This is a genomic window from Pseudoalteromonas sp. Z9A5 (assembly GCF_011378875.1).
Lineage (GTDB): Bacteria > Pseudomonadota > Gammaproteobacteria > Enterobacterales > Alteromonadaceae > Pseudoalteromonas.
Map to the genome: position 1 here is coordinate 1 of NZ_WTLC01000040.1, position 20701 is coordinate 20701.

19 protein-coding genes, 2 tRNA genes and 1 pseudogene are annotated in these 20701 nt (G+C 37.8%); 9 read left to right on the top strand and 13 right to left on the bottom strand.

The genetic code is table 11. The annotated features are described in order from the left end of the window. Positions 1 to 17: 17 nt before the first annotated feature. From GQR56_RS17215 to dnaQ, 4 genes are all read right to left on the bottom strand, one after another. Positions 18 to 94, bottom strand: a tRNA-Asp gene (locus GQR56_RS17215). A 27-nt stretch (positions 95 to 121) separates the two neighbouring features. After that, positions 122 to 198 (bottom strand) — tRNA-Asp (locus GQR56_RS17220). A gap of 98 nt (positions 199 to 296) precedes the next feature. After that, on the bottom strand, positions 297 to 1667 hold the full coding sequence (locus tag GQR56_RS17225) for a TIGR03503 family protein (protein WP_166113770.1): 1371 nt from the start codon (positions 1665 to 1667) through the stop codon (positions 297 to 299). A gap of 9 nt (positions 1668 to 1676) precedes the next feature. Beyond that, positions 1677 to 2390, bottom strand: a complete 714-nt coding sequence (dnaQ, locus tag GQR56_RS17230) for a DNA polymerase III subunit epsilon (protein ID WP_166113773.1) — start codon at positions 2388 to 2390, stop codon at positions 1677 to 1679. 68 nt (positions 2391 to 2458) lie between these two features. On the opposite strand from dnaQ, the gene rnhA reads away from it, so the two are divergent. Continuing rightward, positions 2459 to 2923 (top strand): ribonuclease HI, encoded by a 465-nt coding sequence (gene rnhA / locus GQR56_RS17235; RefSeq protein WP_024612061.1) that lies wholly within the window; start codon positions 2459 to 2461, stop codon positions 2921 to 2923. A 109-nt stretch (positions 2924 to 3032) separates the two neighbouring features. On the opposite strand, the gene GQR56_RS17240 is transcribed toward rnhA, so the two are convergent. After that, positions 3033 to 3809, bottom strand: coding sequence for a class I SAM-dependent methyltransferase (locus GQR56_RS17240; RefSeq protein WP_024612062.1), 777 nt, complete (start codon positions 3807 to 3809; stop codon positions 3033 to 3035). A 53-nt stretch (positions 3810 to 3862) separates the two neighbouring features. Between GQR56_RS17240 and gloB the strand changes: the two genes are divergently transcribed. Both gloB and GQR56_RS17250 read left to right on the top strand, forming a co-directional pair. After that, a complete protein-coding gene (gene gloB / locus GQR56_RS17245; RefSeq protein ID WP_166113776.1) occupies positions 3863 to 4636 on the top strand; it encodes a hydroxyacylglutathione hydrolase in 774 nt (257 codons plus the stop codon). A 172-nt stretch (positions 4637 to 4808) separates the two neighbouring features. Continuing rightward, positions 4809 to 6398 (top strand): LysM peptidoglycan-binding domain-containing protein, encoded by a 1590-nt coding sequence (locus GQR56_RS17250; protein ID WP_166113779.1) that lies wholly within the window; start codon positions 4809 to 4811, stop codon positions 6396 to 6398. Positions 6399 to 6484: 86 nt separating this feature from the next. Here the strand turns inward: GQR56_RS17250 and GQR56_RS17255 are convergent, their stop codons facing one another. From GQR56_RS17255 to GQR56_RS21560, 3 genes and pseudogenes are all read right to left on the bottom strand, one after another. Then, on the bottom strand, positions 6485 to 6934 hold the full coding sequence (locus GQR56_RS17255) for a flavodoxin (RefSeq protein ID WP_166113782.1): 450 nt from the start codon (positions 6932 to 6934) through the stop codon (positions 6485 to 6487). Further along, positions 6934 to 7698, bottom strand: coding sequence for a tRNA pseudouridine(65) synthase TruC (gene truC / locus GQR56_RS17260; RefSeq protein WP_240920949.1), 765 nt, complete (start codon positions 7696 to 7698; stop codon positions 6934 to 6936). Before truC ends, GQR56_RS17255 begins: the two co-directional genes overlap by 1 nt. Positions 7699 to 7725: 27 nt before the next feature. After that, positions 7726 to 8010: pseudogene (locus GQR56_RS21560) on the bottom strand (YqcC family protein); the annotation flags it as partial. 104 nt (positions 8011 to 8114) lie between these two features. Between GQR56_RS21560 and GQR56_RS17265 the strand changes: the two are divergent. Together GQR56_RS17265 and GQR56_RS17270 are read left to right on the top strand one after the other, a co-directional pair. Continuing rightward, entirely contained in the window at positions 8115 to 9143 is a 1029-nt protein-coding gene (locus GQR56_RS17265) for a DUF3549 family protein (protein WP_166113789.1), read from the top strand. Continuing rightward, a complete protein-coding gene (locus tag GQR56_RS17270) occupies positions 9144 to 9443 on the top strand; it encodes a DUF3301 domain-containing protein (protein ID WP_024612069.1) in 300 nt (99 codons plus the stop codon). It abuts the gene before it with no gap. Positions 9444 to 10286: 843 nt separating this feature from the next. Here the strand turns inward: GQR56_RS17270 and GQR56_RS17275 are convergent. Beyond that, a complete protein-coding gene (locus tag GQR56_RS17275) occupies positions 10287 to 10940 on the bottom strand; it encodes a GNAT family N-acetyltransferase (protein WP_024612584.1) in 654 nt (217 codons plus the stop codon). 223 nt (positions 10941 to 11163) lie between these two features. On the opposite strand from GQR56_RS17275, the gene GQR56_RS17280 reads away from it, so the two are divergent. From GQR56_RS17280 to GQR56_RS17290, 3 genes are all read left to right on the top strand, one after another. Then, a complete protein-coding gene (locus GQR56_RS17280; RefSeq protein ID WP_024612585.1) occupies positions 11164 to 11400 on the top strand; it encodes a DUF2789 domain-containing protein in 237 nt (78 codons plus the stop codon). A gap of 190 nt (positions 11401 to 11590) precedes the next feature. Then, the gene (locus GQR56_RS17285; RefSeq protein ID WP_024612586.1) at positions 11591 to 11857 is read left to right on the top strand and encodes a hypothetical protein; all 267 of its coding nucleotides are present in this window, start codon (positions 11591 to 11593) and stop codon (positions 11855 to 11857) included. 13 nt (positions 11858 to 11870) lie between these two features. Then, complete coding sequence (locus GQR56_RS17290) at positions 11871 to 12644, top strand: Zn-ribbon-containing protein (RefSeq protein ID WP_166113792.1); 774 nt, start codon at positions 11871 to 11873, stop codon at positions 12642 to 12644. A 65-nt stretch (positions 12645 to 12709) separates the two neighbouring features. On the opposite strand, the gene syd is transcribed toward GQR56_RS17290, so the two are convergent. Then, on the bottom strand, positions 12710 to 13249 hold the full coding sequence (gene syd, locus GQR56_RS17295) for a SecY-interacting protein (RefSeq protein WP_166113795.1): 540 nt from the start codon (positions 13247 to 13249) through the stop codon (positions 12710 to 12712). A gap of 59 nt (positions 13250 to 13308) precedes the next feature. Between syd and queF the strand changes: the two genes are divergently transcribed. Continuing rightward, positions 13309 to 14154 carry an NADPH-dependent 7-cyano-7-deazaguanine reductase QueF gene (gene queF, locus GQR56_RS17300; RefSeq protein ID WP_166113798.1) on the top strand — a complete coding sequence of 282 codons (846 nt, stop codon included), beginning with the start codon at positions 13309 to 13311 and terminating at the stop codon, positions 14152 to 14154. Positions 14155 to 14225: 71 nt separating this feature from the next. Here the strand turns inward: queF and GQR56_RS17305 are convergent, their stop codons facing one another. Genes GQR56_RS17305 through GQR56_RS17315 form a run of 3 tightly spaced genes read right to left on the bottom strand, consistent with a single transcriptional unit; the run spans position 14226 to position 20581 of the window. Beyond that, positions 14226 to 15110 carry a peptidylprolyl isomerase gene (locus GQR56_RS17305; RefSeq protein ID WP_166113801.1) on the bottom strand — a complete coding sequence of 295 codons (885 nt, stop codon included), beginning with the start codon at positions 15108 to 15110 and terminating at the stop codon, positions 14226 to 14228. Between the two features lie 54 nt (positions 15111 to 15164). After that, the gene (locus GQR56_RS17310) at positions 15165 to 18854 is read right to left on the bottom strand and encodes a translocation/assembly module TamB domain-containing protein (RefSeq protein ID WP_166113804.1); all 3690 of its coding nucleotides are present in this window, start codon (positions 18852 to 18854) and stop codon (positions 15165 to 15167) included. Next, positions 18854 to 20581 (bottom strand): autotransporter assembly complex family protein, encoded by a 1728-nt coding sequence (locus GQR56_RS17315; RefSeq protein WP_024612592.1) that lies wholly within the window; start codon positions 20579 to 20581, stop codon positions 18854 to 18856. Before GQR56_RS17315 ends, GQR56_RS17310 begins: the two co-directional genes overlap by 1 nt. Positions 20582 to 20701: the final 120 nt, after the last annotated feature.

The window sequence follows — 20701 nt, forward strand, 5'->3', positions numbered from 1 at the left end:
ATACGTTGTGTAAGTGTTGGCGGAGTGGACGGGACTCGAACCCGCGACCCCCGGCGTGACAGGCCGGTATTCTAACCAACTGAACTACCACTCCAGCTTAGTACTTACAAGTTTTCGAAAATGGCGGAGTGGACGGGACTCGAACCCGCGACCCCCGGCGTGACAGGCCGGTATTCTAACCAACTGAACTACCACTCCATATTTCCGGTGCCGTTTAGGTCTCCCTTAACAGCGGCGTGAATAATACGAACCAGCCCCTATTTCGTCAAGGGCTTTTTTACTTTTTTATAGGTTTTTTAGTCATCTGACATCGAAAGGTTTAAAATTCCACCTGATTTGTCATTTTTTGACCCGTTTGAACTACTTTGATTATTTTTGGAATCAGTCATTTCACTATTTTCGTCTTTCTTTTTATTTAAGAAAGGCAGCTTAACTTTAAATTTAATTGGTTTTTTCTGAACAAATATACGAACACCAAGCCAACCCATTAATAAAACGAACAAATTACAACCAACGATTAAGCTAATTAATGTCGTTGTTGCCATTTTCTCTTCTTCGGGTTCGCTCTCAATCATAAGGCCGGGGTTAATTATTGTACTAGGATCGATTTCTGGTACGGCTTCGATAGGTCGTGCTATTTCAAATTTGTATGTTGGGAGCGTCGCCATAAATTCACGACCATTAATATTTGTACCAAAAACAGACAACTCAACACTATATCGACCCCAATCATAATTTTTAATTGCAAGCTGACGTGATGCATTAGGTGCGGCATCAATGGTAAACATTTGTTCTTCATTATTGGGATAGTAAATTTTACCCTGAATAAGCACTGTTTCTGCTTTAACTATTTTACTATCAATATTAATAGTAAGCAGATGCTCATCAATATTTTCCTCACCGAGTACAATATCGTAACTAAAAGGAGGCTCATGAACGATAATTGTGTCTTGCACTATACGGCGCTGTAGTAAAGGTGTTGCAACGTACAATTCTGGTATCCACTCTCCTTCTGGAAAATCTAATTTAAACTCACCAGTAAAAATACCGTCGTTTGAGCGCTCATCAAATTCCCGTCCGTCGTCTTTAAATGAGGCGACTTCTTGTGTGCTAGTCCCAAAGTTAGCAAATGCATCATTATTAGTACTAACAAAGTCGACATTGAGGCTCACCACATCTTTAAATAAATTGGCATTAATTGACTCGCCATCATTTAATATTTTTCCAGTGATTTTGAGTGTCTCACCTCTAAATAACATAGGCGGGAGTGGATCTGCCAAAAGAGAAATTTCCCCAAGCACTACAATTCGGCTTTCGGGCAATATACTGCCGATTACTTGCCATGGCCCTGGCATAGGATTTTTAATAGTAACAAGATCGTAGTTTAGCTCGTCAAACCACTCCAAATTAGGGTTTTTAACCGACTCAGTAGCAAAATACTTGCTTCCGTCTGGTCTGACTAAAATAACGGCTGGCGCGCCTGACTTTCTAAAGAAGAGTAAAGTTATTTCATCAACTTGGCTGTCGATACGAAAACGATTTTCTAAAAGAGGGATCTCATTTTGTTGCCCGTCGCGCTTTAGTACCTCAACTTGCTTAACACCATACGCATGGCTTGTAAAAAAACTAGCTGTGCATAGCGCTGTTACAAAATACATCGTTTTCATTTATTAGCCTTATTCAGCGCGCCATAAACATTGACCGCCTTCTTTATTAACGAGATCTAATCGCGCCTCGTGTGCGCTTTGTTCTGCATCATCTGCATGCAATACAATAAGCGGCGCTCTATCGCTACTTAAACGTTTTATTCCACCCTTTTGTTGATCGCTGCCATCATCTTTATTTTGATTCAAATTCAGCTTTGTTTGACCCCCAGTCATAGCAAGGTAAACATCAGCTAATATTTCAGAATCCAGCAATGCGCCATGCAAAGTACGCTTAGCGTTATCTACATCATAACGACGGCATAATGCATCAAGGTTGTTCTTTTGACCTGGATGCAAGTCACGCGCCATTTTAAGCGTGTCGAGAACTTGGCAAAATGTACTTGTTTTAGGATAGCCCTGATTAAGTAATGCAAATTCATTGTCCATATGCCCAACATCGAACGGTGCATTATGGATAACGAGTTCAGCTCCTTCAATATAGTCGAAAAACTCTTGTGCAATTTGATGAAACAACGGCTTGTCACGTAAAAACTCATTAGTAATACCGTGAACGTCTATTGCTTCCTCTTCGCTTGCTCGTTGTGGATTAATATAAACATGAAAGTTATTACCTGTTAAGCGGCGATTTACTAACTCCACACAACCAATTTCTATAATACGGTGCCCTTGTTTAGGGTCGATGCCGGTGGTTTCTGTATCTAAAACTATTTGTCTACGTGCCATATCGAATTTAGCCTGATTCTGGTATCTTTCTATAATCACTTTATTGTACATAAGATCAAGGTAAAACAGTGCAAAAAACCGTAGAGATTTACACCGATGGCTCATGTTTAGGTAATCCAGGCCCCGGCGGTTATGGTATTTTTATGATTTACGATGCCCACGAAAAAGAATTAAGCCAAGGCTATAAACTCACAACTAATAACCGAATGGAAATGCTCGCGGCTATTGTAGCCCTTGAATCACTGACCCGCCCTTGTGTTGTAACTATAACAACCGACAGCCAGTATGTTAAACAAGGTATAGAATCGTGGATTGCTAACTGGAAAAAACGTGGTTGGTTAACATCCGCTAAAAAACCAGTTAAAAATGTAGATTTATGGAAACGTTTAGATAAAGCATGCAGCGAACACACTGTAACTTGGAAATGGGTTAAAGGCCACAGTGGTCATAAGTATAACGAAATAGTTGACGACCTCGCTCGCGACGCAGCCGGTAGTAAAGATTTACTAGAAGATGTAGGCTACCAGCCTTAAAATACCTTTATTCTTAATAAACTTATCTCAGGCAACAGTTTAAAATTTTTGCCTATAGAGCATTTACTTTATTAAAAATTAATGTATCTGCAAGACATTTAATAATCACTTAACTATTATTTTTGTCTTGCTCACATTGCTTAAAGTGTTGTTTAGATGTTTGCCTTAGTCCGGCACCTTTTACTGGTGAAAACTGCGGTCTAGCATGCCACTTAGGTTTAATAGGCGTAAGTGGCGCAACTCTTTTACGTGCCACCAGCATATAAACACTGCCCATCGGTTTTAAATATTGCTTAGCAAAGGTACGCCAAAATTCAAACCTTGATAACCGATTTCCTCTTGCTAATGATGAATAAATAAAACGCTCATCGCCTACAATTTCAAATCCTAATAAATTAAGCCAATCTTTAACTCTTGCCGGAGTAAAAAAGCGCCCTGTCCACGGTAATTTTTGCCCACTAAAGGGCAGCATTTGTGCAAGTCCGCATAAACTAAATGGGTTAAAACCTGTAATAACAATATACCCACCAGGAATTAACGTGCGGTGAGCTTCGCGTAAAATATGATGCGGATCAGAGTGATACTCTAAGCAATGGCTTAAAATGCACGCGTCAACGCTATGCTCATAAAATGGTAACTCATCTATATCAGCAACCACCCCAGTGTAAGGTCCAGGCTCAGCAACACATACTTGGTGCTTAATAGTGCTGATACTTGTATTTAATTCTCCGCTTAAATTACCTAACTTAAGCATATGATAACCAAACATACGGGGTAACCATGGTTCCATTTTACGTTCAATGCCTGCACGTAAATAGTCCCCATGAGGAAACTGCTGCCACGACAGTGGTTTGGGTCCTTCTTGAAAACTAAGGGCTGGTTTCATTTTATGAGCTCGTTATACTATGTGTTAACTGTCACTTTATAGAGCAATTTACCATGGTGCAAGTCAAAGCAATTAAAGCCTTTTCCGATAATTACATTTGGTGCTTAACAAATAGTAATAGTAACCAAGCTTGGGTAGTTGACCCAGGTCAAGCCGAACCAGTAATAGCGCACTTAGCTGAGCATAACTTAATACTTGCTGGCATTTTAATTACACACCATCATTATGATCATACAGATGGTGTAGCAACATTAGTTGCCAGCAATCCAAGCATACCTGTTTATGGTCCGGCTAATAGCCCATTCAAAGGGATTACTCACCCACTAAAAGATGGTCAAAATATTAATGTACTTAATGTTGATTTCAATATTATCGAAACGCCAGGACACACGCTAGACCATATTTGTTATACCAATAACGAACTCGCATTTACCGGCGACACATTATTTAGTGGAGGATGTGGGCGTTTATTTGAAGGTACTGCAGAGCAAATGTGGCATTCATTTAATAAACTACGTAGCTTACCTGAAAGTTGCAATGTGTATTGCACACACGAGTACACGCAAGCAAACCTTGCTTTTGCAAAAGCAGTTGAACCGCGCAATCCTGAACTACTTGCATACAGTAAAAAAGTTGATGAACTGCGTAGTCAAAATAAAATATCTTTACCGACCTCAATTGGGCAAGAGCTGAAAATAAACCCATTTATGCGAAGCGACTTACCTACAATTACAGAACTCGTGCCAACAAAAATGTCCTTAGTTACAAAAAACAATGAACCTTGGGAGAACTTTGCGAGTCTCAGACAGTTCAAAGACAATTTTTAGCACAAGCGTTATTATTCAATAATAATTACTAACTAACTAACTAACTAACTAACTATCAAATAGTTAAAGTTAGTTAGTAATTAAGCGTGATGTATTGAAAAGTCATTAAGTGGCAATGTTTACTCATAACGGGTAGTATTCGCCGAGTTTTTTACTCGATGTATTGGTATTTATGAATAAATCTCCCCTTTTATTAGCCTTAGTATTAGCACTAAGTGGTTGTCAAACGCTGACAACCCAAGATTCAGACTCACAAGTTGCTAATCAGGCAAACGAACAGCTCGAAGGCGCAAGCCCTGACGACATTAACAATGCATTGAAAATAAACGCACAATATCAGCAAGTAGCTGATGATAATGACGACGAAGCAGCCCCTATTTTTGATGATGTATGGGAGCGTATTCGCTACCAGCTTTCTATAAAAGTCCCACAAAATCGCCCAGTCGTAACGCAACGTAATTATTATGCAAAGCATCAAGCTTATTTAGATCGTATTTCTAAACGAGCAGAACCATACCTACACTTTATTGTAGAAGAAGTTGAAAAGCGTGAAATGCCAATCGAAATAGCCCTACTTCCTATTGTAGAAAGTGCATTTGACCCTTTTGGTTACTCTAACCGTAGTGCATCCGGTATTTGGCAATTTATGCCACAAACCGGTGAGCGTTTTGATTTAAAGCAAAATTGGTGGTACGACGGTCGTCGTGACATTGTACAGTCAACACGAGCTGCTCTTGATTATTTGTCGTATTTACATAAAACCCTTGATGGTGATTGGTTAAATGCAATTGCTGCCTATAACTCAGGTGAAGGTCGTTTATTACGAGCAATAAAAAAGAACCGAAAAAAACACCTACCAACCGACTTTTGGTCACTTGATTTACCAAGTGAAACAACGGCATATGTCCCTAAATTACTCGCGCTCGCTGATTTATTAAAGCGTTCTGATGATTTTAACGTTACGTGGCAACCCGTTATTAATGCACAAGTAGTTGAAGTAGTTGATGTGGGATCGCAAATTGACTTAGCACTCGCAGCTGACATGGCTGATATAACACTGACTGAACTATACAGATTAAACCCTGGCTTTAACCGCTGGGCAACTGATCCAAACGGTCCACATTTTTTACTATTGCCAGTGGATAAAGCAGAACAGTTTAGTCAAAAACTAGCTCTTACCGATGCAAAAGATCGACTACGCTGGCAACGTTACACTGTTGTACGTGGTGATAGTTTATCGGTTATTGCGAAAAAATTTACGACTAGCTCTAGTGCAATTAGATCATTAAATAAATTAAGCTCTAATACTATTCGTGTAGGTCAAAAGCTACTAGTACCACTTACTGATGGTGCGATAAATAGTGAGCATTTACCTAAGCAGATGCGCTTAGCTGCAAATAAGAGTACCCGTACAAAGCTTTCGCATACAGTAAAAAGTGGTGATACGTTGTGGGATATTAGCCGTGAATACGACGTAACTATGGATGACTTGGCAAAATGGAATAAGCTAAGAAAAAATTCTGTACTACGCTTAAATCAAAAGCTAACCGTTTATAAATCGGCTAATAAAACCCAAACTGCAAAAAACAGAACCGACCGTACAATTACTTATAAAGTACGCCGGGGAGATTCATTAGCACGTATAGCGTCTAAGTTTAATTTAACTATTAACGATATTATTAAGTGGAACAATTTGGCTGGTGAAAAGTATTTGCAACCAGGTCAAAAGCTAAAACTTAAAGTAGATGTAAGAAGTAGCTAATTTACAAAGCCATAAACATGAAAAAGGAGCGCATGCGCTCCTTTTTGCTCTTTACCTTAGCAACTTTAGCTAAAATAATACGTAAATTAAGATGGCAGCTTTTCCAACCAACTTTTTAACCAAGGCTCTGCAACCGGCCAAGGTTCAAAATCTTCGCATGCATCAATCTCTAAACGATTACCAACAGGCTTTGCTTGTAAATCACGTAATAGCTCATCAAAACTGCGGCCTGCCCCACAAAAGGTATCACCATAACTTCTGTCACCCATCGCAATTACACCAAAAGGCTTATCAGTTAGCATAGGAAAGGTACTATTGAGCGCATAAAACAATCCAGCCAAGTTGCTTGGTACATCACCTTGCCCCGTTGTAGAGGTTACAATTAAAATATGTGATGCGTTTTTAATATCATCAAGTGCCGGCTCACTAAATACAGACACAGTGTGCCCAGCTTGTTCAATTGTTGTTGCGACTTCGTCACTCAAACGCTCAGCACCGCCATTAACGCTGCCTACAAAAACACTAATATGTGCCATTAATAATCCTTTTCATCTTCTGGCCAACCAAGCTGCTTGCAAATTTTCAGCATTTCTTTACCTAGTGGCGCTTTAATTGTTATTGATTCATTACTGTAAGGGTGCACAAAACTAAGCTCAGTTGCAAATAACATTAACCTTCTGAACTCAAAATGCTCCCTAAAAAATTGATTATGCTGATTATCACCATGGTTCACATCACCAATTATAGGATGTGACAAATGCTTTAAATGCCTGCGAATTTGGTGTTTACGTCCTGTTTTTGGAAAACACTCAACTAACGAGTAACGTACCGTTGGATACTTACCTATTGGAATAGGAAGCGCCGCTTGGTGCAAACAATTAAATTGCGTTTGAGCCTCTTGTGGGGCTTTATCTTGATCTGCAAACTTATCGGCTATTTTATCAAGTTCTTCTTTAAGCGGTTTATCTAAAAACACCGACTCAGGCGCAAAACCACGCACTAAGGCTAAATATCGCTTAGCGATAGTGCCTTCAATAAATAGCTGGTTCATATCACGAGCAGCTTCTGAGCTTAATGCAAAAAGCAATACACCGGATGTTGGTCTATCGAGTCTATGAACAGGGAAAACATGTTGCCCTAATTGGTCACGCAACATTTGCATTGCAAATTGGGTTTCGTGTTTATCTAAAAATGAGCGATGAACCAGTAAACCTGAAGGCTTATCTATTGCCACATAATTTTCATCTTGATACAAGATTGTTAGCTCACCGTATTCAATTGGTGCTGGGCGCTCACTCATTTTACCTCCTAAAAATGTATCTAGGGCTGTTAATATTTCAATAATTTCATCGCTGCCATTTTTATTAATAAGTGTCATTTGCGCCATAGGTGCAATCGCAAAATTACGCGGTAAGGGTTGCTTACAGTTAATTAACAGCTCAACTTTTTCAATAAATACAAACTGTAACCACTGCTCAAATACAATAGTATCGTGACAAAATGGTACATTAGATTGTAATAACTCAGGAGCTATTGGCTCACTTTGCCAAAGCTGATGCTTTTTTAAAAGCGACTTTAATTGCTCTAAATAAGCTTGGGTTTGCTGGTACATAACCACCCTCTTTTATATATGTTATACAATTATACCCTGTTCCCTCATAAGCAGCTATGTCGTATAATTAATGTAATTTTGCAGTAAAAACAGTTGAGAATACGATGAGTGAACAAATAGCTACATTAGGGCAGCTTTTAGATAACGCGGGTACTCAATGGCGTGCTTTTGATATTGGCAGGCATATTACTAAGCTTGATAAAAAACAATTTTTAGCTATTGAACAAGCACAAGTTCCTTATCCTTACCCTCTTGCTGGTCATGCTTGGTTAGCTATTCAGTTTTGGGATGTTAAAGCCAGTAAAGAACCGTACGTATGGTTTTTAAAGTTCCCAGTTGATGAGCAAAGCATGCTTGTAAGTGCTAGTCGCGATCACTTTGCCGATATGGTTATTCAAGCATTAGGCACTGAAATTACGGGAGAACAAGCCGATGGTAAGCTCGATAATAACCCATATGTTTTTACACCAAACGCAAATAAGTTAGCTGCATTTAACGCCCAAATAAAAGTCCTACTAAAACAACCAGCATCACAATATTACGAACATGCACAATTGTATTTTAGCGGTAAAATTGGCTTTGATAATTGGCAGAGTGTTGCATTACAAGGTATTGCGGACTTTGCGCTGCGATTAGATAGCGATACAAACTTAAGCAATCTCAAAAAAGCATGGTCGCATTTACCAGTTGAGGTACTACAGCCACTCAGTGCTATGCTTGAGCATGTAGAAATACCAACATCGATAAGTGAATTACTTGTTGATTATGCACAAACAGCTATCGATAATAAAGATACCATAGCTATAACCTCAGCACTTAGAGCTATTTCAAAAGGTCAGGCTCAAGGGTTATGCGCTCAATTAGTAGATAACGTATTAAGCTCACCTGTAGGACAGGATTCAGACGTGTTATTAACAATTGCTGGACGTTGTTTTGCGCAATTAGAAAACTCCGAGCGTTTACACATATTTATGGATAACTGTGCGCATCATCAACAAATTGAAGAGTTATTTCCGAGTGTTTTTGCTGATTTAGTTGCAATACCCACTATTCGCCCACATTTATTAGGTTTATTACGTAAAGAAAATCGTAGCGAAACCCTCGCGCGTGCAATTGGAAGGTTATTTTCTTAAATGGCAAGTTTATGGACGTTCATACTTATTGGTAGTGTAATTTACTTATTTTGGCTTAATCGAAAAATTGCAGAGGCAGCTAACGCTCATGCTAAACGTCAAAGTGAACAATTGCAGGTTCAGTTAATGAGCGTTGCATGTGCTAAACGTCGTTTTGGTTTTTTAAAAGACAGTAAACCTGGGATAAAAAGCGAATTTATATTTGAATTTTCTAGTGATGGTGAAAATGCTTACCAAGGCGTGCTTATTATGGAAAATGAATTATTAAAAAGTGTGGTTGTTCCACCGCATAAAATTTAAATTATAAGTGGATTTAATTTAGGGCTAAATTAAATTTATTCAAACACAAAAAACTAAGGCGTAACTAAAGTTACGCCCCAATTGGACTGCATCCTGCTAGATATCCATTATCTATAAATCCGTATTATCATCCCCTGAACGAGTAAACAACCGTGTTTACCCTCACATTGCATACCGCAATATCCCTTCGCCATCCTGGCTATCAAACGTAAACTAACGCTCGGCTACATCTGCAGCATCATCCGTGGTAATCCTTTAAGTAGCTCCTGCCACTTTATGCATCCTGCATATCCTATTGCCGTCTTGGCTATCGTACGTAAACTAACGCTCGGCTGCATCTGCAGCATCATCCGTGGTAATCCTTTAAGTAGCTCCTGCCACTTTATGCATCCTGCATATCCTATTGCCATCTTGGCTATCAAACGTAAACTAACGCTCGGCTACATCCTGTAACATCATCCATGGTAATCCTTTAAGTAGCTCCTGCCACTTTATGCATCCTGCATATCCTCAACCATCCTTGCCATCCGTGTAAACTTGTCCTTTTTGCTTCTTGCTAGCATCTGCTATGTTGCCTATTCCGTATCCTTGGCAGTAACTTAATCATTAAGCTATGTCGTCTTGACAAAGTGAAGTTTAAAGCAAATGGGCTTCAGTAATAGCACTTAACATTAAATAATTATTTGTCACAAATATGCAAAATTTAAATAGTTAATTAATAACAGTTAGTTAAAGTAAAAAAGACCTCCTAATGGAGGTCTTTTACTGATAATGCTCACGACAATGTGAGATATATCTCACGGTCGAATGTCCGATCCGGCGCATATGCTCACAATGTTTATTTTACTCAATTAACGATACTGTTGATTTAAACAGCAGTTCTCCGTCAACACGGTTAAAAGTAAGCTGTTTAAACGATGTAAAACCTTCTGTTTTGAAAAGTACTTTGTGCTCTTTTCGCGTAACAAAAACGGCAATACCTGTAGACTCTTTGTTAGATTTAACCAAATCATCCAGCCCTCTTAATAAATACCGACCGAACCCCTGTCCATGGAAACGTGGATCAACAGCTATAAAAGCTAAAAAGTAATAATTACCTTGCTCTTTTAACGCATCACGAATAGTTTGCTCTTTTTCTATCAATTGATTTGTTTGCAAATAACCTGCGCTCAGCATTAGCTTTAAACGCCAGTGCCAATAGCGTTGTGCTTGTAGTTGGCTGTTAGATTCAAACACACATGCAACACCTTTTAACTTATCATTACGGTATAGACCAATCAGTGGCTGTTTTTCTTGCCAAAAACTACTGAGTTCTTCTCGAATTAACGAACGTAACTTTTTCTCATATACCGATTTATCATCTTCGCTATAACTAAGCATATTTTGTAATACAGGATCGTCATGATAAGCCTGGTAAATTAGACTTGCAGCCGTACTAATATCCTCTGATGCTAAATATTGTACGCTTAATGTATCGATTGGTGTGATTGCAGTCATTGTATTTCCTTTATCCTTGTATTACTTATTACTACGCCTTACAGTTGTTAAAGGCTTACTTTTTATTCATAAATTAAACTTTACTTAAATTTGGTCTCAAGTTAACTATATACCTAAAATAATTAATATTTAAGGTAATTAACCGTAAATTCAGCGAGAGTTTAACTAGTTAGGAGTACCTTATTTTTAGTATTAGTTTTCATTCACTACAAGGAGCAATATCATGGACACGACAAAACACGACATAAACACACTATTTGCACAGCTTGGTTTACCTAACTCTGAATCGCAAATAGATGAATTTATTGCCTCTCATAAACTTGAAGATACTACATTACTACAAAACGCCCCTTTCTGGGATGAAGCTCAACAACACTTTTTAGCCGAATCGCTTGAACAAGATGGTGATTGGAGTGAAATAATTGATGAGTTAGATGTTCGCATTCGTCAAAACAAATAATCTGCTCTGGAGATATTGAACTGAAAAGACTTTTTAGTTCAATATCTTAATAAACCTCTAAACCCGAGTTTAAATTAAATAAGTTTATTTGGTACGTTAGTTAATGTACCCACCTCTATTTATTGCTAACATAGCACCTACGCTGCTGTTACAAGCTGCGTATTTATTTTATTAAAGAGTTATAAATCTAATGAATTCAGTTGTATTTGATGCAATTAAAGCCCTTCTTGATGAAGGCAAAATCCCGACTGTAGCACTAACAAAAGCTCGTTTGGCACAACCAGTGCCAATGCCAATGATTATTGCTGCAGTGAGCCAATATAAAAATAACCCTGATTCAATTAATAACTTTATGAGAAACCCACAACAGGCAGGCAATACCGGGCCTAAAACAAACCAACTTGATAGAATTGAGCAAAAACTCGATCAGTTACTTGCCCTGCTAGAAAAAAAATAATTTGAGACTATAAATGTTCGTTGTTGATTTAACATTTGATTGCTACCAAGACACCACTTTAGAACAAGCCGAACAAGCAATAAATCGCTTGGTTAATGCATTGCGTTTTAACGGTCAAATAATGGGTGAAGAATTTCCAACTGTATTAAAAGACGGTTACTTTATTACTCGTGTTATGTGCCCTACAGAGGATGCAATGCACCCGCTTAATAACAGCCCTTTTGTTAAACACAGTATAGAGAAGTTACATACCGCAGGGTTACTCGCACCAAAAGTAAAAGTTATTGGTCAAGATATTCACTCAAACGGCGCTGACTGTTGCAAAGAGCCTTCGAGTTATATTTTATATACTACTTATGTTCATACTTGTAGCCCGCTTTACTGTGGAGATGATTTTTTACCGGTGCCGTTATTTCATATTCCGGCTATTGCTAATGGTGATTATAAAACGCTAATAAAATGGCAGGAAGATTGGCAAGCCTGTGACCAAATTCAGATTAATGGTGCTACGCGTTGTGAGTTTCCGGCACTTGAGGAAATTTCGAGTATAAAAAGTGATTTATATCGTCGCGGAAAAGACATTACTAAACGAATTAGTTTTTTAACCAAAAAACCTGTTTACTATTATTTATATCGCGTAGGCGGTGCAGATAAAAAGTCTGAACTTGAACGAAAATGCCCAAGCTGCAATAGTGATTGGAAGTTACCAGAATCATGGTTTGGATTGTTTGACTTTAGATGTGAGCCATGTGGTTTGGTATCAAATATTTCGTGGGATTTTCAATAAACACACAAACCAGTTAGATGCTAAATTTACATTTAACTGGTTTTTAAAAAGCTAAGTTATAAAAATTAAACCACTAACGCTTTCATAAACTCTTCAATATTAGCAGCTAAAACGTGATGCGTTTTTTTACCTACATGTTCTAAACATACTTCGCCTGTTTGTATTAAAACACTAACAAGTAAATCATCTTGGTCTGTTAAACCAATAAATACAGTTTCTGGTTGCTTAAGTTTGCGTTTCATTAATACATGACCAGTAATATTTTGCTGTAATAAATCAAAGTCCTCTTCGTTCCACGCTTGTAATAGCTCTACTTGGTTACCGTCAATAGTGGCTAAAATACTGCCGCCGTACATATGCCCATAAAACGTACTTAGATCAGCTGGGAATGAAAGATCTAATGCGTTAGCTAAATCGCTTAATGATCTTGCTGGCTGCTGCAAAGTACCTTGCCATTGTATAAAGCCTTGCTCGTCCACTTCTCCTAATTCACATGGGCTTGCCCATTGTTCATCGTGCATCATAAGTGGATACTTTGAGGTGTTTTTAAGGCTTTTTTCACTAAATTGTTTATGAAGTTGGGCTAAATGCAATGCTACAGACATACTGTGAAACTCATTAAAATTAGATATAATGTGCCTATTGTAACTATTTAAGAGCAAACATGACAGATTACAGCAATTCTCCAGACCTTAAAGGCAGCGTATTAGGCCAATCTACCGAATATGTTGATCAGTACACACCCAGCTTGCTTTTCCCTATTGCGCGCAAGTTGAATCGTGATGCTTTAAATATTGACGAAGCTGCACTCCCTTTTAAAGGTCAAGATATTTGGACTGGCTACGAACTTTCTTGGTTAAACTCAAAAGGTAAACCACAAGTTGCCGTGGCATTATTTATTTTTGAATGTCAGAGCAGTCATATTATTGAGTCAAAATCGTTTAAGCTCTATTTAAATAGTTTTAATCAAAGTCGCTTTGAAAGTCGTGATGTAGTAAAACAACATCTTATTAATGACTTATCAAACGCAGTAAATAGCCCTGTAAAAGTAACCCTTTATAGCGCTGATGATTTTAATTGTTTACCTTGCACTTCACTACCTGGCGAATGCATTGATGACTTAGACATTGAAATTGATAACTACCATATTGATGCAAACTCGCTTCAGTCACAAAGCGATAAGGTGGTAAGTGAAACACTGCACAGTCATTTACTTAAATCGAACTGCTTAATAACCTCTCAACCTGATTGGGCAAGTATTATTATTAGATATACTGGTGAGCAGGTATGTAGGGAGTCGTTATTACGTTATTTAATTTCATTTAGAACGCACAACGAATTCCATGAGCAGTGCGTAGAGCGTATTTATAGTGATTTAACTACACAGCTCAATATTAAAGAATTAGAGGTCTATGCACGCTACACACGCCGTGGTGGGCTAGATATAAACCCATATCGTTCAACGCATAATAATGACACACCGTTTTCGGTTAAAATTAATCGACAATAAAGTTTTAAGCAGCGTTTAGTCCAAATACAAAAAGGAGCCATGGCTCCTTTTTGTTATGAACATTAAAGCTGTTAACTACTACGCTTAGTTGGAATTGGCATACCGCATACATCAACATAGTTATATTTTTTAATAAACCAAGGCTCACTGCGGTTTTGTCTGGCTGTAATTAAACGTTTAAAAGCAGATGAATCAGTTTTCAGTACTTTAAATGTGCTTCTATCATTTTTAACATCTGCAAGAACGTGTATATCTGCAATAGGGTTAAATACTTCATTGGCTGTTGCAACTCGCTTTAAGCGATTAAAATGCTCCATGCCTTCAAGTACACGACCAAATACTGTAATGTTTTTATCAAGATAACGCGGACCTTGCCCTATTGTTACAAAAAACTCAGTGCTTGCGCTGTTTATATCATTATCACGCGCCATAGCAAAAACGCCATTACAGTGTACTTGCCAAGTTTGTGTATGTACTGCATTTTGCGCAACGGCAAAGCCGTTTAAAAACCCTGTAACCGCAGCATACCCATCGCCCTCAAGCTCTGTAATTAAAAGTGGCTCATTTGTCGTTAAATAAAATTCAGCAGGGAGTGTTTTCTCAGCCGTTTTAATTAACTTTTTCCCTGAACTATCGCCACCTTGCGCAACAAAACCTTCAACAAACCTGTATACGCTGGTATTTTTATAAAATCCTTCACGCGCTAACTTTTTTATATTACTTGTATGTTTAGGTGCTAACTGCGAATTTAGTTCAACATATGCAGCACCTGTTGGTAGGCTTATTTTTAAAATATTTTGCCTATTAACAACTCGCCACTCTTCGTCTGCGGCATTGGCAATTACTTCGTTTGCAGTCAGTGTTGGCAATTTCGGTTCAGTTAAATTGCCAGCACCTTGATAGCTACAACCACTTAAGTACACGCTCAACAACCCTATTAATATGCGTTTATTCATAATTAATTTCCTTATTATTTGTAGTTATTATTTATAGTTATTATGAGTTTTTAATTATTCCCAATCGAACTTATAAAGCACATCAACGTTTTGATAAAGACCGCTAGTTATTTCTATGTATAGCTGTGAAAGTAATTGATAACGAACAGCAACTTCACTAAGCGAATCAAACACACCTACACTGTATTTAACTTGTAAGCTTGGTGCTACGTAGCCTGATATTTCAACCTTAGTGCTATCGCCAGTGCCTGATGAGCTCAAACTTACATCAGATAAGCCAAACGTTTCACCAACCTTTGATACAACCCCCTCACTACGGCTAACGCCCTGAGAGAGTAATAACTGCGTTAACATTGCATCACTTGATGAGTTTTCGCCACCACCTAAAGGTTGACCGTTAAGTAAATATGCAAGCGCTTGCGCTTGATCCATAGCCGGTTCTGAAAACACTTTAAGTACGGGTTGCTCAACATTACCAGTAAGTGTTACCCCAGCAACCACATCGTTTGCTGTGTTGCTTGGATTTCGAATTGCTTTTATATTTAAGTATGGCTGCTCAATAGATCCACTAAAGCCCACTTGACCAGTCCTAATTATTAAATCTTGTCCAAAGGCTAAATAAGTGCCATCAATAAGGTTAAGCTCACCAGTGGCTATGATAGGAGCGCCTTGGCTCATTTTTATCGCCAAGTCACCCACAATTTTTGACTCCAAGCCAAACGATTCAACTTTTACGTCATTTTTAACAATTACCTTTAAATCAACATCGTAATTAAAAGGGACTTTTTCGGTTGCTTCACTTTGCTGATCAATAATAATTTCATCGTCGCTTACTTGTACTGCGCCCTCAGGTAGCTCTTCAATCATTATACGACCATAAGGTACAACCACTTCACCAACTAGCTTTAATGCATTATTAGCCAAGCCAATTTTTAGATCAGGCGATACTTTAAATGTAACGCCCTGCTGCGCACGAACAAAAAACTTATCGCCTAATACCACGACATTTACAGCTGGCTGCTCGCCTTGCCAATCAACATCTCCGGTTAGGTTTATTTTACCGCCTTGGTTGTCATTTAAGTTGCCTTTAATTGTGGCTTTTGTTTTATCAAACAATACGCTTATATTAGATTTTTGTAGCGCGATAGGTAACTGTTCGCCTTCTAAATTAATATCGCTAATATTGAGTTCTCCGTTTAATAACGGATCTTTTAACGTCCCAGCTAATGCTACTTTACCGCTTATATCGCCTTTTAACTGTTCTAAAGTTTCAAGAAAAGGTTGTAGATCTGAGAGTAAAATTTTATCAATGTTAATACTGCCATCAAGTCCTTGGGTATTTTGTATATCATCTATATTAATTTGCGTATTTATTTTACCCAGTACACTCGACTCTAAATTAGCTTCAAGTTTGCCAACCTGCGAGTCTGAAAATGCACTTATATTAAGTGTTTCTATAGGTAATTTAAATTTGTCTTCTTCTGAGGTAAGTACCGCTGTTAACTCATTAGAATTTAGATTAGCTCGGAATGTTTTAAGTGCACCAGATTGCCAATTAACAGCAAAATCACCTTTTAAATTTCCTTGAGTTCGTATGTTCTGCGGCAATAAATGCTTAAGCTCATCTAACGATAAGTTACTAAGTGTCGCGTTAAATTGCCCCAGCGCTTTTGTTTGTGACAACGTATCGATGCACAACTTACTTTGATTTGACTGCCAGCAGTGTGCGCTAACATCAAAGTCTCCACTTTGTGAATCAAACATTACGGCTATTTTTTTTGTATTACTAAAGCTTAGTTTTTTATCTGTAAGCGTTATATTACTTAGCTCGCCGTCCCAAATAGTGTTATTAAGCTTACCATTCACTTCAAGCTCTAGCGCACCTTGTTCAGCATCAACAGAAGCCGTAAGTTGATGGTCCGTTTTATCACCGCTGGCATCAATTTTAATATTATTAATTTGTTGATCAGCAACAAGCGCTGAGTCCACATTAATGCTTAAGTTTGTTTGCCAGTCAGTTGCGGTATCTAGCTGCCCTTTTACCGATAGCTTATTAACTTGTATTTCGTTAAAAATAAAATTATCTAGCATTAACGCTAAATCAACTGACGGAGTAAGCCTTTCACCTCGTACTTTTAAATCAGCCTTACCATTGGCAATAAATGGCATATTGGCTTGCTCATCGCTTTTTAAAGAAACAACACCATCTACTTCCCACTTATTACCAACTTGACCACTAAGCGCTAGTTTATTGGCACCACTACTTAAATAGAGACTATCAATATTTGCTTTTAAAGTGTTGTCTAACTTAAAGTTTGACGCAAACTCTAGCGGTATATCATTAAGTAAACCTGTTAATTTGGTATTGTTCATTTGCAGCTGCCAAGTGTCGGCTTTAGTATTAAATGCACCTTTAAACTGCCCTGAAATATCACTTGTTACAGCATCTGTTAAGTACTGAGCTTTTAAGTGAGATAAAGCGCCTGTAAAGTCAGCTTTAATACCATTTTGCCAATCAACTTTTGCTTGTATGTTTGCACTACTATCGTTAGCTTTTATTGAAAGTGTTTTGAGCGTTGCATTGGTAAGCGAGCCATTGAGTTGAGTATTTAAATCAACTGCTGGATAGGCACCTAATTGACTATTCCCCGTTACACTTAATTGATAGTCGTCGGCATTTCCCTGAGCACTTAAATTTACGTTGCGCACTTTTAATTCATTACTTTGTGCATCAATAAGCCATTGGTTAATTTTACCGTTTAAACTAAAAGGATAATTTTTTTGTTTAAGGTTTGCCGTTGCCGAAAGGCTTAAAGGAAACTGACCAGTAGTATCTAAATCAATATTAAGATTTGATAAATCGCCTTTTAAAAGAAGGTTAGCGCTGTTTTCATCGCTTTTTACAATAATATGCCCTTTAATTGGCATATTGCCAGCAAGCTGGGTATCAAGCTCGGTATTTAAACTCCATTGCTCATACTTAGCAGATAAAGACTGCACGTTAATATTTGCACCCTCTACACTAAGTTGCAGTGCAATATTCTCAATATTGTGTTGCTGCTCACCTTGATTAAGTGTCACTTTAGTAATATCAAATTGTTCAATATATATATTAAGCGGCGAGGTAAATTCTATATTAGGTAATGCCGGTAACTCTGTAATAGGTGCTGAAGCAATTTGCTTTGTTTGTACTTTTTGTGGTGTTGCTTGCTCTTTTAATGCAACAACAACATTTGGAATAGTTAAGCTTTTAATTGTAAAGTCAGAGCCCTCTGCTTTTGCTGATAGCTTAAAGTTATTAACGATTACATCCGCACTAGGGTGGTTTAAAGCAAACTCCCCCACAGAAATATTTTTTAGTGAAATATTGAACGGTAAAGTAATTTTTTCAAGAGGCTCAGTTGGTGCCTCTTCTTCACTTGGTGCTGAAGGAGGTAATGTAAGTTTTATTGATTTAGCACTTAAGTTGTCAATGCATATACCATCACACTGCCACCAAAATAAATCTAGTTTTAGCTGTTGAGCATTAAAATCAAGCCCATTACTATTAAAACGTACATTAAATGCATCGTTATACAAAAAACGTCCATTTTTAATATCAATGCTTAAACCATCGACCGCTTTATTGGCGCTATAAGCAATAAATTGGTTACCAGGTGAGGTGAATAATAAACAAAATAGTGTTACCAAAAGGGTCACTAATAAGGCACTAACAACCGCTGTTATTTTTTTAAATACTGACATTAAATTTCAGGCCCTATAGTAATACTTAAACGAGTACTTTTACTTTCTTTAGTCAAGCCCCAAGCATGATCAATTCTGACAGGGCCAACCGGTGTTAAATAACGAAAACCAAAACCTGCGCCCACTTCAAACTGGTCCGAAAAGTCATTTGTTGCTGTACCACCATCAACAAACAAAGCAGCTCTCCAATTTTGGGAAAACTGGTAGTTATATTCCATTGTGCCTGATAGTAAATACTTACCACCAATCAATTCGCCATCTTCATTTTCAGGTGAAATAGACTGATACGCAAAACCACGTACACTTTGGTCACCACCAGCATAAAAACGCAATGAATATGGTACGTTATCTATATCATCAACAAGCATCGCTCCTACATTAGCTTTCAAAAACACTAAATGGCGGTCTAAATATGTTCTTAACCAAGCATGTTGTAATTGCACTCTTATTAAATTAGTACTGGAGAGCACATCATCTAAACCAAACTCAGCAGATATAAGCCATTGCTCACCCCAATATGGCGTTGTTCCACCTTTTGATTTTTTACGCGCGTAGCTAATGCCGGGCATTAACATCTCAGTACTCTCTTCTTCTTCATCACCTATACGATAGGTTTCTTGGTCTCGGCGTAAAAATGCAGTACGAACCCATTTATTTTCAGTTAACCATTGGCGCTGAACTTGCCCGGTTAATATTTCACTGTAAGTGTCATTTGTAAGTTCATCTTCTAATTTATAACCTACCGAAAAACGCCATAAGTCATCATTAGGATCGTCAACCGGGACGGTATAAGCCATAGAAATATCTTGCTGCTTTTGCGACACATTTAAATTTGTTTCAAGATAATGTCCATCTTCGGTGATCCACGGTTTAGACCACTTAAAACGTATTTTTGGACCTAAATCGGTGCTAAAACCGCCACCAACCTCGTAACTATTTGCAGGCTTGGGTAATACATCGACTTTAATTGGAACCTGCTTATTTTTACGTGCAGCAATGTCGGCATAAACACGCACACTGGCAAAGTAAGGAGTGCTTGATAAATCAAGGTTGTAGTCTGCTATAAATGTTGATTTATAAGGCTGCCCTTGAGTAAAAGGTGCAATAGAGCGAATATACTTTTCGGCAGGTGTATTACTCGCAATTTCAATATTACCAAATTGATAACGAATCCCGGTATCAATAACAAATGTAATAACAGCGCTATTTTTTTGAATCGAAATTTCTAGCTTTCGAGCAGGCCATTTTGCATCAAAATAGCCAAGTTCTAACAACATAGACTCTATTTTTTTGTGAGCCGTATCGTATTTACCATGGTTTAATACATCACCTTGCTTTAAGCTAGTATTTTTTATAAGTGATTGAAGTTGTTCATCCTCTTTACCTTCACCCTTTACGGTAATATTGATTAATTCAATTCGAGTTGCTGGTCCACGCTCTACTTTAACAATTAAATCACTGTCGTCTTTATCAAAATCAACCTCAACTACTGGGCTGTAATAGCCAAGCGCTTTTATGCTGTTTTCAACTTGTGTTTTAGCATAACGACGAAGTGTACGTGTTGGTTTTTCGCCTATGAGTTGCTTTAAATAAAGAGCAACATTATTTTCAAGATCGCCATTTAACCCTTTGATCTCGTAATCTTCAATGACCTTTTCGGATGCAAAGGATTGCGTACTTAAAAAAAGGCTTAAAACACACACGCAACGTAAAAACGAATTGAACAAGTAAATATCCTTACTTTATATTCTTAAATTTTATTGATTATCATTAAGTATAATATCATAGCCATAATGAGCGTGGCATTAACTCAAGTGTTAAAATTAGTACGCGTAAAGCATTTATTT

Excerpts from the sequence above, each read along its gene's own strand:
- GQR56_RS17285 (WP_024612586.1), top strand. The coding sequence starts at position 11,591 with ATGAATTCAGTTGTATTTGATGCAATTAAAGCCCTTCTTGATGAAGGC.
- GQR56_RS17240 (WP_024612062.1), bottom strand. The coding sequence starts at position 3,809 with ATGAAACCAGCCCTTAGTTTTCAAGAAGGACCCAAACCACTGTCGTGG.
- GQR56_RS17275 (WP_024612584.1), bottom strand. The coding sequence starts at position 10,940 with ATGACTGCAATCACACCAATCGATACATTAAGCGTACAATATTTAGCA.
- GQR56_RS17250 (WP_166113779.1), top strand. The coding sequence starts at position 4,809 with ATGAATAAATCTCCCCTTTTATTAGCCTTAGTATTAGCACTAAGTGGT.
- GQR56_RS17305 (WP_166113801.1), bottom strand. The coding sequence starts at position 15,110 with ATGAATAAACGCATATTAATAGGGTTGTTGAGCGTGTACTTAAGTGGT.
- GQR56_RS17255 (WP_166113782.1), bottom strand. The coding sequence starts at position 6,934 with ATGGCACATATTAGTGTTTTTGTAGGCAGCGTTAATGGCGGTGCTGAG.
- GQR56_RS17290 (WP_166113792.1), top strand. The coding sequence starts at position 11,871 with ATGTTCGTTGTTGATTTAACATTTGATTGCTACCAAGACACCACTTTA.
- dnaQ (WP_166113773.1), bottom strand. The coding sequence starts at position 2,390 with ATGGCACGTAGACAAATAGTTTTAGATACAGAAACCACCGGCATCGAC.
- GQR56_RS17225 (WP_166113770.1), bottom strand. The coding sequence starts at position 1,667 with ATGAAAACGATGTATTTTGTAACAGCGCTATGCACAGCTAGTTTTTTT.
- truC (WP_240920949.1), bottom strand. The coding sequence starts at position 7,698 with ATGAGTGAGCGCCCAGCACCAATTGAATACGGTGAGCTAACAATCTTG.
- GQR56_RS17310 (WP_166113804.1), bottom strand. The coding sequence starts at position 18,854 with ATGTCAGTATTTAAAAAAATAACAGCGGTTGTTAGTGCCTTATTAGTG.
- gloB (WP_166113776.1), top strand. The coding sequence starts at position 3,863 with ATGGTGCAAGTCAAAGCAATTAAAGCCTTTTCCGATAATTACATTTGG.
- GQR56_RS17265 (WP_166113789.1), top strand. The coding sequence starts at position 8,115 with ATGAGTGAACAAATAGCTACATTAGGGCAGCTTTTAGATAACGCGGGT.
- queF (WP_166113798.1), top strand. The coding sequence starts at position 13,309 with ATGACAGATTACAGCAATTCTCCAGACCTTAAAGGCAGCGTATTAGGC.
- GQR56_RS17280 (WP_024612585.1), top strand. The coding sequence starts at position 11,164 with ATGGACACGACAAAACACGACATAAACACACTATTTGCACAGCTTGGT.
- GQR56_RS17270 (WP_024612069.1), top strand. The coding sequence starts at position 9,144 with ATGGCAAGTTTATGGACGTTCATACTTATTGGTAGTGTAATTTACTTA.
- syd (WP_166113795.1), bottom strand. The coding sequence starts at position 13,249 with ATGTCTGTAGCATTGCATTTAGCCCAACTTCATAAACAATTTAGTGAA.